The sequence below is a fragment of the Klebsiella sp. JN_Kp127 genome (assembly GCF_040062505.1).
Taxonomy (GTDB): Bacteria; Pseudomonadota; Gammaproteobacteria; order Enterobacterales; family Enterobacteriaceae; genus Klebsiella; species Klebsiella quasipneumoniae.
Window position 1 is genome coordinate 1 of the sequence record NZ_JBEAHS010000021.1, and the last position, 9,960, is coordinate 9,960.

Here is a 9,960-nt window from a genome sequence, read left to right on the forward strand (position 1 = left end):
TCAGGTGTTAGTGTCCTTACGGACGTGGGGGTTCAAGTCCCCCCCCTCGCACCAATATTCTTCCCTCTCCCGGCGTTATCCCCTCAGTTTGATATCCACAAGCATCAGCATTATTCCACCAACCAGTGCAACGCACGATGGCAGCAGAATAAAATGGCGCAGTTGACGATGCCATATCATCGCCGCGGACATCAGCATGCCCACCGCGACCAGCGTCCGCCATACGTCAGCCGACACACCGGCATACCCGAGAGCGACAATCAGCGCGCCGGGAACGATGACTCCCCAACCGCTTCCTAATGCTCGCTGCAGCATGGTTTCACCTCTCACAACGATAATGATAACCAATACCATATGATAATTTTTATCATTTGTCATTTGCGATGTGCTCTGCGCCTTATTCTTTACGTTCGCGGTAATGACATACATTCATGAAGGTGATAAATTAAGCGGATTATCGATATATATTAAATATTTTTCTTATTTTGCAAATAACCTTTTTTTGCACATTGTTATCAGACTCTTCATTTTTGGCTTTCATCATTTTGAAATTTAACGACTAATAATGATTCTTCCGATATGACTGCACAAACCTGGCGAGCACACTACGCACAAAAATATCAATATTCCTTACGGCTTTTTTTACTGCTTAATTTCATTTCATCCTCTCTGTCGCTGGTCACCCCCCTATTTACGGTAGTTCGTTTTACGCTGCCTTGCGCCCTGATCGTGGCCTGCAGCGGGTTGCTGCTGCTCTGGCACTGGAAATGGCCGCAATCGAAAATAAATATTCCCGCTATCTCGTTGTTATTTGGCATGCTATGGGCATGGCACGTAGTGACAAAGGCGATGCTATTGACACCGCCGCATTTTAACTATCTGGTGATCGCCCTATTAAGCATTCTGTTTATCGGCACCATCGCTTTTTCCAATAATATCACTGCCTTTACCCTCCACTCTTTACCGACTTTCCTTGCCTGCCTGATAATGGCGGAGGGGGAACAATGGTTGCGCATGACTTACTGTTTTATGCTGCCTATTGCCGGTATTACCCTGCAAAATATTATCCAGAAGCGCAGCGATGCCTTCACACAAGGATTAATGGATAAACTCATGCAGGAACGCAACACCCTCAACGATCTCAGTATGCTGGATCCTCTGACCGGTTTGTATAACCGCCGCGGACTGCAGAATCGCCTCGATACCCTGCTGGCGCTGGACGGCGACAACCACTTCGTGCTACTCCTCGATATCGATCATTTCAAAGCCTATAACGATCACTATGGTCATATGATGGGCGACCAGGCGCTCATTCGCGTCTCTGCTGCTATTCGCAACGCCGTACGCTCGCGCGATATTGTCGCCCGCTTTGGCGGAGAGGAGTTTATGGTGCTGCTGACCAACAGCAGCGAAGAAACGGCCTGGCAGGCTGCCGAACGTATTCGGCAGCGGGTCTATGACCTGAAAATCCCGCATATGTTTAATGAGAGCGTCGCCACCAACGTGACCATCAGTATTGGCCTGACGCCGCTCATTGATGACAATATTGAGCAAGCGCTGGCGCGCGCCGACGGCGCACTCTATGACGCTAAGAATAAAGGCCGTAACATTATTCTGGCCAGTTAACCTGCGCGCGCCGCGGCATCGTGGCGCCGACAAAATTCTTGCCATGCCGCCTGCAAACAACTAATATCAGGAATCATTATCATTTAGATTTGTATCTGGAAATCGAATGGCCTGGCGTTCCCTTCCTCTCAGCGATGAACTTATCTGGCGGGCCCCTTTGCCGACGGCTGAGCGCGCCCTGGCGGAGAGTATTCGGGAAAAAATCGCCACCCTTCGCCCCCATCTGCTCGATTTCCTGCGCCTGGATGAATCCGCTCCAGGGCACGCTTTGACGCTTGCCGAGTGGTCGCGACCCACCGCCTTACGCTCTCTGATGGCCACTTATTCCGATCATATCTATCGTCATCAGCCAACGCTGACACGGGAAGCGAAACCTCTGCTCTCGCTCTGGGCGCAATGGTATATCGGTCTGCTGGTGCCGCCGCTGATGCTGGCGTTGCTCAATGAACCACAGGGTCTCAGCCTGGCGCCGGAACATTTCCACGTCGAATTTCACGAAAGCGGCAGGGCGGCCTGTTTCTGGATTGATGTCCATAGCGATGCCGGTATTGAGAGACTGTCACCGCTGTCGCGAATGGATGCCCTGGTGACGCGCACCCTGCAGCCGGTTATTGAGGCGCTGGAAGCCACGGGCGAGATCAATGGCAAACTTATCTGGAGCAATACTGGCTATCTGATTAACTGGTATCTTGGGGAAATGCGCGCGCTGTTGGGGGATGAGCAGCTTGCCGCCCTGCGCCAGCACTGTTTCTTCGAAAAACAACTCGCCGATGGTCAGGATAACCCACTATGGCGAACGGTTGTGCTGCGTGAAGGACAGTTAGTCCGACGCACCTGCTGCCAGCGCTATCGCCTGCCGGACGTCCAACAGTGCGGCGACTGCACGTTAAAATAACGCCCTGTCTACAATAAGCTACGGGCGGCCTGTGGCCGCCCGGTCACTATTTATGCGGTCTGCTGACTCTCCTGCTCCGCCCGTTCAGCCTCTTCCGCTTCCTGAGCAAGCAGCTGCTTCTCATACACCTTAAAGAACGGGAAGTAGATAATCGCCGACACGCAGGCCAGAACGATGACCAGAATCGCCGCCCGGAAATCCCAGCCCAGCGCCCAGGCACCGCCAATCGGCGCCGGCGCCGTCCACGGTACCACGGAGATGACGCGGCCAATCAGATCCAGCTTCATTGCCGCCCAGGCCAACACCGCATTCACCATCGGCGCCAGCAGGAACGGAATAAAGAACACCGGGTTCATGACGATAGGCGTCCCAAAGATGACCGGCTCGTTAATGTTAAACAGGCTTGGCACCACGCTTAAACGCCCAATGGAGCGCAAATGCGCTGAGCGGCTGCGCAGATAGCAGAACACCAGCCCCATGGTGGCACCGGAACCTCCGACCACGATAAAGAAGGTCCAGAACGCCTCCATAAAAATATGCGGCAGAGGCGCGCCCTGGGCCAGCGCCTGCTGGTTCATACCGAGGTTGGTCAGCCAGAACATCTGCAGCATCCCGGAAACAATCGCCGCACCGTGGATCCCGGCAAACCACAGCAGGTGGCCGATGAGGACCGCCAGCAGGATCGCCGGCAGGGAATCGGCTGCCGAAACCAGCGGTTTGAAAATTGCCATAATGGCCTGCGGGATCAGCATGTCAAAATGGTGCTGAATAAACAGGCTCAGCGGATAGAGCGTCAGCACAACCACCAGCACCGGGATCAACAGATCAAAGGAATTTTTGATCATCGGTGGGACCTGATCCGGTAGACGGATACCGATATTATGCGCCTTGAGAAAACGCATCATCTCCACACAGTAGATCGCCACCAGAATGGCGGTAAAGATCCCTGTTCCGCCAAGGCTGTCCACCGGCAGCGTGCCATTCGTCTTCGGCGCGGCAATCAGTAAAAAGGCCATGATCGACAGCATCGCGCACATAAAGGGATCGAGCTGATTGGATTTCTCGTAGTGCTTACCGAGGTTGTAAGAGATTGCCGCGCAGATGTAGATCGACATGATCCCCATCGTCATATCAAAGGGGGTCAGAATGCGCCCCTCAAACTCTTTTGCCAGATCCAGCCAGGCGCGGGCAAAACCCCAGGTGGTGTCCGGGGAGAAAGGAGGATAAGCAAACACCAGCAGGAACGATCCGACGATCATAAACGGCATCGCGGAGATAAAACCGTCACGGATAGCCATGACGTGACGCTGCGATGAGATCCGCCCTGCTATGGGGCTTATGTAATTTTCTACAAAGCGAAATATCAAATTAAACGCAGCATGGTTAGCAGACATAGTAGCCCTCCTGACAGGCTATTGATACTGGCCCAACAACGATTACCCTGCCGTTACGATGACCGCTTATTGATGCAGCACGCCGCGGGTGGATTACCGGCTATACTGCCCATAACACAACGATTCATACACGGCTCTTTTGTTATAAATAAAAGGAGAAGTGACTGTTCCAGTATTCATCTCAATGCAGATAACCGCAACCGGTTACTGTAACCGGTTACGGTGAATGTGAAGGAGATCGACAAAATAGAAAGAATCTGGATTGTCCGCGCTGATATTTACACTCTGCCAGGCTTGTGACAGATTTAACCAGCCTTAAATCAGGAGAATCCAATGAGTCTGCAGTCTGTACGGCAGTTTTTTGCCGAACACGCCCCCGATATCGAAATTATTGAGTTAAACCAGAGTACCGCCACTGTGGCGCTTGCCGCTGCCGCGCACAACGTTGAGCCGGGACAAATAGCCAAAACGCTGTCGCTCAAGATCAAAGATAAGATTGTACTGATCGTCGCCAGGGGCGATGCGCGGCTGGATAATAAAAAGCTGAAAGAGACCTTTGGCGCAAAAGCGCGTATGTTGAGCAGCGACGAGGTGGTAACCTGGACCGGCCATCCGGTTGGCGGCGTGTGCCCGTTTGGTCTGGAAAATCCGCTGGCCGTCTTCTGTGACGTCTCGCTCAGGCACTATCAGGAAGTGCTACCCGCAGCGGGAGCTATTCACAGCGCCGTTCGCATTGAACCAGAACGAATGGCGCAGCTCACCGATGCAACATGGGTAGACGTATGCATATAGCCGCGTTATGCCACCTGTTTAACGGCGCTGGTCGGGCCGCTTATCGGTAAATGCAGCAAGATATCCGCCGCGTTTAATAAACCAATGTCAGAGCGAACCCCGAGCTTGGTCATGGCGTTGAATTTATGCGCGCGGATGGTTTTAATGTTCCGGTTCAGCTGCACCGCAATTTCCGCAAGCGAATATCCCCACGACATATACCGAAGAATGGCGTGCTCCGTCGGGCTTAGCGGATCGTTGCATGCCTCTCTGCCGCAAAAGTGCTCTTTGCCGGCGAGGGAATGATTATCCAGCAGCTGTAACAAATGCTCCTGCAATCCGCGTCGCGGCGCGGATTTATTTAATATACCCTGCAGGCAGGCCGGCATTAAATGGCCGATCAGACGCATTTCGCTTTCATTATTAGCCAGAATAATCGTTTGTACTTCCGGTCGGATCCTCGCCATTTCGTGAAGAAAAAGCAGGCTCTCGGCTCTGGACGAACGACTCCCCGAAAGTGAAAAGATGATTGCTGACCATGGGAACGACGTTTCCACCGCCCTGAGCAAATTGATATTTTTAAAAAAATGAATGCGGTATTGGCTGCTCTCTTCACGGCTAAAGGTATAGCGCCAGGCCATTTCCGTCATCACACATTTTTCTACGATGGCGACATGACGGGTTGTGCTATTTTTTTCCATTCCATTTGTTCCCCGTAAGCTGAATTGATATTCAGCTCTTGCATTCCCTGCGCACTGTTGATCCAGGCATACATTTCAGCGTTGCTGCGTAGCGATAAACGACGCATTGCGCTATTTTTCTGCGCGCTAATCGTCTTATTACTCTTTTTCAACAGCGCGGCGATCTGGTTAATTCCCCATCCCTTCGCCAGAAGGCGCAGAACTTTCCGCTCTGACAGGGTCAGCATCGCCGCTGAGTGGTAGCTAGCGAAATCGCTGTCCACATCCCCGGTAAACAATGTACGGCTAATCTGCTCAGCCGCACGGCTACCGGCGCAAATCACCTCAATCAGCCGGTCAACCGGCTCGCTCTCGGAGATCAGCGAGCTTTCGGGACGAATTAAAAGCTCAACGGCTAATGGATAGAGGCTGTCGCCGACCATAAAAACCCAGTGAATATCTCGATACTGGGTCATGAGGGAGTAATAACGCTCGCAGACGGCCCGGGGGTGCGCAATCTCGCCGGAGATATCCGCAACGACCAGCACCGCTCGCCGCAGTTGTAATAGGGTGAGCTCATCATGAGTGCGACAAAAACTGAGTTCGTAATCCGGGAGGTTCTCATTGAAGATCACCTTTAACCCTGACTGCATGACGGGGATTTTACTAATAACGACGCCAAACTTACCTTGTCCTGGTAACATAACACCTCCGCTTCCTGTCGAAGTTTCTTCGCTTGCCCGCAAACGATCGGCGAGTGACTCGATCGCCATACCATTTACTGGATGAATATTAAAAGCATATTCATGGCCCGCGTACACGATATACTGCATGACCGAACCGTGGTCATATCAAGTAAATATTATTCCTGTGTATACTTGCGATGAATATTAGCACAGATGCCCTGCGCTAATAAATTAGAAAAGATAAAACCATTATTTAGCAAAAATAATTTCAGGCATGAACATTATGAAGCATTCTCTTTAATTGCTTCTCTAAATGCTTTAGGCGACATACCGCTATAGCGGCGGAAAAAGCGAGAAAAATAGGCGGCGTCGCTAAAGCCCAAATAATCAGAGAGTTGCGTTATCGTCATGCGGGTGTATTGCAGATTACGCCGCGCCTCAAGCATCAGTCGCTGATGCAATACCCCAAGGGCGCTACAGCCATAGAACTCGCGACATAAATAGTTTAAATGCGTGACCGACAGCCCAATCAACTTCGCATACTCCGCCAGCGGGAGGTGCTGTCGGTAGTGGCTCTCAATAAGCCGGGAAAAATGACGCATCATACTGCGCTTTCGCTCCGCTTTATCTTCCGCGGGCGGTGCGGGGCGGCACTGCCGGTTCAACCAGGCCAGCAGCGTCCCCAGCAGCGAATAAAGCATCATTTCCCGGGCATCATGATCGGCACTGTACTCCTCGCGAAGCGCTGAAAACAGCGTATGCATACGCCCCCGGGAACGCCCCACCGGCAGACACTGCGCAACGCTAAGCACATCCAGCGGTCGGCCAAACTGATTTTCAAAGCGGCTCAGCAGCGGCAGCGCCAGGGAGAGCACAAATCCGTGCGTTCCGGGTGAAAAATGAAAGCCATGAATGCAGAGGGCGGGCACCACCTGGATGCAGGACTCCGTCATCACCGAGGTGGTGCCTTCAATTTCGATCTCCGCCCGACCTTTGTGCAGATAGAGGAGCTGGACCATTTCGGCGTGCTGGTGGACGCGAATATGCCACTGATACAGGCTGCTGCGCTGCAAAATCGACTCGCAGTGCAGCAGGTCCGGCGTCGGCCAGCCGCGCTCCTCGCCATACAGCTTAAATACCGGAACAGTTTGGACGGGCGGCATAGTAACTCCTGTTCAGTCAGACGACACGCTCCATGGGCAGGCCCACGTAGTTTTCCGCGATAGTGGTCAGCCCGGCGCGCGAACCCAGATAGTAGCGGCGATCGGCCGCCTGCATTTTGGCGTCGAACTCGCTCTGCTGCGGAAAATCGTGCAGCAGGCGGGTCATGAACCAGCTAAAGCGTTCCCCTTTCCAGACCCGATCCAGCGCCAGTCGCGAATAGGTCGCCAGCAGATCGCTCCGGCCGTGATGGTAGTATTCACGCAGGATCCGCCACAGATAGTTCACGTCCGATGCCGCCAGGTTCAACCCTTTAGCGCCGGTCGGCGGTACGATATGCGCGGCATCCCCCACCAGGAACAATCGCCCATATTGCATTGGCTCCACGACGAAGCTGCGCAAGGGAGCGATGCTTTTCTCAAGTGAGTGACCAGTCACTAACTTTGATGACAGATCCTCCGGCAATCGGCATTTCAACTCCTGCCAGAAGCGTTCGTCCGACCAGTCCTCCACCTTATCGCTCAGCGGAACCTGCAGATAGTAGCGGCTGCGAGTAAGTGAGCGCTGACTACATAAAACGAATCCCCGCTGATGATGCGCATAGATCAGCTCCGGATTGACCGGCGGCGTATCCGCCAGCAGGCCTAACCAACCGAACGGCCAGACGCTCTCGTAAGTCTTGAGGATGTCAGCGGGAATACTTTGCCGCGACACGCCATGGAACCCGTCGCAACCGGCGATAAAGTCACACTCCAGGCGGCAGAATTCACCTTCGCTAAGATAGGTGATCGTCGGCCGGTCGCTTTTTGCGTCATGGATAGTCACTTCGCTGACGCCGTACACGATCGGCGCGTCGCTGGCGGCCCGGGCAGCCATCAGATCGCGGGTCACTTCAGTCTGGCCGTAAACCATCACGCTCTTGCCGTCGGTCAGCTCGCTCAGTGAGACGGGCACCCGCTGGCCGTCAAAGAGAAACTCCACCCCATGATGCACCAGGCCTTCGATATCCATCCGCTGCGCCACGCCCGCTTCACGGAGCAGATCGACGGTACCGCTTTCCAGAATTCCCGCACGGATGCGCCCCAGCACATACTGCGGCGTTTGACGCTCAAGAATGACCGTGTGGATCCCGGCGTTGTGCAGTAGCTGCCCCAGCAGCAGCCCGGAAGGGCCAGCGCCAATAATCGCGACCTGTGTTTTCATAGGATTGTCTCACTTTTGCAGGGTTAATTATTTGTATAATTTTTGTTTAATAAAAGTGCTTTCCTGCATTTTTGATAAGTCAGACGGGAAAAAGAAGGGATGAATGGCGACAAAAATTGCACTTTTCACCAAACTGGCAAAAGTGTGGGACGCTTCAAATTCCGCCACCCCGGCGGACGGGAGATTTTTGCACATTATTTGATCCCACCCCCCTCAGCCGCCCCGGCGCTTCAGGTTAAAGTATCGACAGATACCAGGCGTCGCGGACAGCAGAGGAAATATGCAGGTTGATCGGGCACAGCAGCGGGCAATCACACGATTATGCATCCAGTGTGGTCTTTTTTTGTTACAGCACGGCGCCGAAAGCGCGCTGGTGGAAGAGCTTTCAACCCGTCTCGGGCTGGCGCTGGGGATGGACAGCGTCGAAAGCGCCATCTCCTCCAACGCTATCGTCCTGACCACCATTAAGGATGGCGAATGTCTTACCTCAACGCGTAAGAATGTCGACCGCGGCATTAATATGCATGTGGTGACGGAAGTGCAGCATATCGTGATCCTCGCCGAGCATAAGCTGCTGGACTATCGCGACGTCGAGAAGCGCTTCGCGCAGATTAGGCCCCTGCGTTATCCCCGCTGGTTGCTGGTGATCATGGTGGGCCTCTCCTGCGCTTGTTTCTGTAAACTGAATAACGGCGGCTGGGATGGAGCGCTGGTCAGCTTCTGCGCCAGCACGGTGGCCATGTACATTCGCCAGGTGCTGACCCACCGTTCTATGCATCCGCAGATCAACTTCTGCATCACTGCCTTTGTGGCCACCACGATCTCCGGGCTACTGCTGCGCCTCCCGACCTTTGCCAGCACCCCGACCATTGCCATGGCCGCCAGCGTCCTGCTGCTGGTCCCGGGCTTTCCGCTGATCAATGCCGTCGCCGATATGTTTAAAGGGCATATAAATACTGGCCTCGCCCGCTGGGCGATCGCCAGCCTGTTAACCCTTGCCACCTGCATTGGCGTAGTGATGGCAATGACCGTATGGGGGCTGCGGGGATGGGCATAATTTCGTTTATTTTCGCGCTGGCGGAAGACATGCTGCTGGCGGCGATCCCTGCCGTCGGGTTTGCGATGGTCTTTAATGTCCCGCAGCGCGCCCTACGCTGGTGCGCGCTGCTGGGAGCCATCGGCCATGGTTCGCGCATGGTCATGATGAGCGCTGGTTTTAACATTGAATGGGCCACGTTTCTCGCCGCCCTGCTGGTGGGCTGCATCGGCATCCAGTGGTCGCGCTGGTATCTGGCGCATCCGAAGATTTTTACCGTCGCCGCCGTGATCCCGATGTTTCCCGGTATTTCTGCTTACACCGCGATGATCTCCGCGGTAAAAATCAGCCATTTTGGCTATTCTGAAGAGATGATGATTTTGCTGCTGAGCAATTTTTTAAAGGCCTCTTCGATCGTGGGCGCCCTCTCCATTGGCCTGTCGATACCCGGTCTGTGGCTGTATCGTAAGCGCCCTCGCGTCTAACCCCGGCGGGGGGGGGGGGGGGG

General features: G+C 53.9%; 12 protein-coding genes. 6 read left to right on the top strand and 6 right to left on the bottom strand.

Annotated elements, in window-relative coordinates; all coding sequences use genetic code 11:
- Positions 1 to 75: 75 nt before the first annotated feature.
- Positions 76 to 315 carry a DUF1435 domain-containing protein gene (locus ABLV04_RS08255; protein ID WP_023291884.1) on the bottom strand — a complete coding sequence of 80 codons (240 nt, stop codon included), beginning with the start codon at positions 313 to 315 and terminating at the stop codon, positions 76 to 78.
- 70 nt (positions 316 to 385) lie between these two features.
- Here ABLV04_RS08255 and ABLV04_RS08260 point away from each other — a divergent pair, with 70 nt between their 5' ends.
- The 3 genes from ABLV04_RS08260 to fhuF all read left to right on the top strand — a co-directional run bounded on the left by ABLV04_RS08260 (position 386) and on the right by fhuF (position 2,521).
- The gene (locus ABLV04_RS08260; protein WP_072096669.1) at positions 386 to 556 is read left to right on the top strand and encodes a hypothetical protein; all 171 of its coding nucleotides are present in this window, start codon (positions 386 to 388) and stop codon (positions 554 to 556) included.
- A gap of 23 nt (positions 557 to 579) precedes the next feature.
- Positions 580 to 1,626 carry a GGDEF domain-containing protein gene (locus ABLV04_RS08265; protein ID WP_044525300.1) on the top strand — a complete coding sequence of 349 codons (1,047 nt, stop codon included), beginning with the start codon at positions 580 to 582 and terminating at the stop codon, positions 1,624 to 1,626.
- 106 nt (positions 1,627 to 1,732) lie between these two features.
- On the top strand, positions 1,733 to 2,521 hold the full coding sequence (gene fhuF / locus ABLV04_RS08270) for a siderophore-iron reductase FhuF (RefSeq protein WP_147733699.1): 789 nt from the start codon (positions 1,733 to 1,735) through the stop codon (positions 2,519 to 2,521).
- Positions 2,522 to 2,571: 50 nt separating this feature from the next.
- Here the strand turns inward: fhuF and ABLV04_RS08275 are convergent, their stop codons facing one another.
- Positions 2,572 to 3,915, bottom strand: coding sequence for a PTS cellobiose transporter subunit IIC (locus ABLV04_RS08275; RefSeq protein ID WP_002887650.1), 1,344 nt, complete (start codon positions 3,913 to 3,915; stop codon positions 2,572 to 2,574).
- A 333-nt stretch (positions 3,916 to 4,248) separates the two neighbouring features.
- Here ABLV04_RS08275 and ABLV04_RS08280 point away from each other — a divergent pair, with 333 nt between their 5' ends.
- Positions 4,249 to 4,707, top strand: a complete 459-nt coding sequence (locus ABLV04_RS08280; protein WP_023291881.1) for a YbaK/EbsC family protein — start codon at positions 4,249 to 4,251, stop codon at positions 4,705 to 4,707.
- Positions 4,708 to 4,712: 5 nt separating this feature from the next.
- Here the strand turns inward: ABLV04_RS08280 and bglJ are convergent, their stop codons facing one another.
- The 4 genes from bglJ to pobA form a co-directional block, all read right to left on the bottom strand.
- The gene (bglJ, locus tag ABLV04_RS08285; RefSeq protein ID WP_032454790.1) at positions 4,713 to 5,387 is read right to left on the bottom strand and encodes a DNA-binding transcriptional activator BglJ; all 675 of its coding nucleotides are present in this window, start codon (positions 5,385 to 5,387) and stop codon (positions 4,713 to 4,715) included.
- Positions 5,348 to 6,070 carry a LuxR C-terminal-related transcriptional regulator gene (locus ABLV04_RS08290; RefSeq protein ID WP_101995566.1) on the bottom strand — a complete coding sequence of 241 codons (723 nt, stop codon included), beginning with the start codon at positions 6,068 to 6,070 and terminating at the stop codon, positions 5,348 to 5,350. The genes bglJ and ABLV04_RS08290 overlap by 40 nt, the downstream gene beginning before the upstream one ends.
- A 263-nt stretch (positions 6,071 to 6,333) precedes the next feature.
- Positions 6,334 to 7,215, bottom strand: a complete 882-nt coding sequence (locus tag ABLV04_RS08295; protein WP_023291878.1) for a helix-turn-helix domain-containing protein — start codon at positions 7,213 to 7,215, stop codon at positions 6,334 to 6,336.
- Between the two features lie 16 nt (positions 7,216 to 7,231).
- On the bottom strand, positions 7,232 to 8,416 hold the full coding sequence (gene pobA / locus ABLV04_RS08300) for a 4-hydroxybenzoate 3-monooxygenase (protein WP_032454789.1): 1,185 nt from the start codon (positions 8,414 to 8,416) through the stop codon (positions 7,232 to 7,234).
- Positions 8,417 to 8,696: 280 nt separating this feature from the next.
- Between pobA and ABLV04_RS08305 the strand changes: the two genes are divergently transcribed.
- A complete protein-coding gene (locus tag ABLV04_RS08305) occupies positions 8,697 to 9,473 on the top strand; it encodes a threonine/serine exporter ThrE family protein (RefSeq protein ID WP_004886474.1) in 777 nt (258 codons plus the stop codon).
- Positions 9,464 to 9,937, top strand: a complete 474-nt coding sequence (locus ABLV04_RS08310) for a threonine/serine exporter (protein ID WP_004886472.1) — start codon at positions 9,464 to 9,466, stop codon at positions 9,935 to 9,937. The genes ABLV04_RS08305 and ABLV04_RS08310 overlap by 10 nt, the downstream gene beginning before the upstream one ends.
- Positions 9,938 to 9,960 lie beyond the last annotated feature (23 nt).